This window comes from Mesorhizobium prunaredense (genome assembly GCF_900156895.1).
In the GTDB taxonomy this organism is placed as follows: domain Bacteria; phylum Pseudomonadota; class Alphaproteobacteria; order Rhizobiales; family Rhizobiaceae; genus Mesorhizobium; species Mesorhizobium prunaredense.
Map to the genome: position 1 here is coordinate 529 of NZ_FTPD01000061.1, position 235 is coordinate 763.

Genomic DNA, 235 nt, shown 5'->3' on the forward strand with positions numbered 1-235 from the left:
TGATCGTCGAACTCCTGCATCGGGCGGAGAAAGCCGCACCCGTGGACGGCGAGGTGTCCATAAGCCCGGCACCGACGCACTCCGAGCTGGCGGCAACGATGAGCACGCACAGGGAGGCGGTCTCGCGCGAAATGAGCGACCTCGCCAAGAGAGGGCTGATCGAAAAGCACGGCAGCCGGTTGTTGCTGCATGACGTCTCGGCACTACGGGCGCTGGTCGACAAGAAGGAATAGCG

Annotated in this window: 1 protein-coding gene; it reads left to right on the forward strand. The window is 63.8% G+C overall.

Going from position 1 to position 235, the window contains the following annotated elements:
• Positions 1 to 233: helix-turn-helix domain-containing protein (locus tag BQ8794_RS36870; protein ID WP_244555147.1), on the forward strand; the 233-nt coding region annotated here is incomplete at its 5' end.
• Positions 234 to 235: the final 2 nt, after the last annotated feature.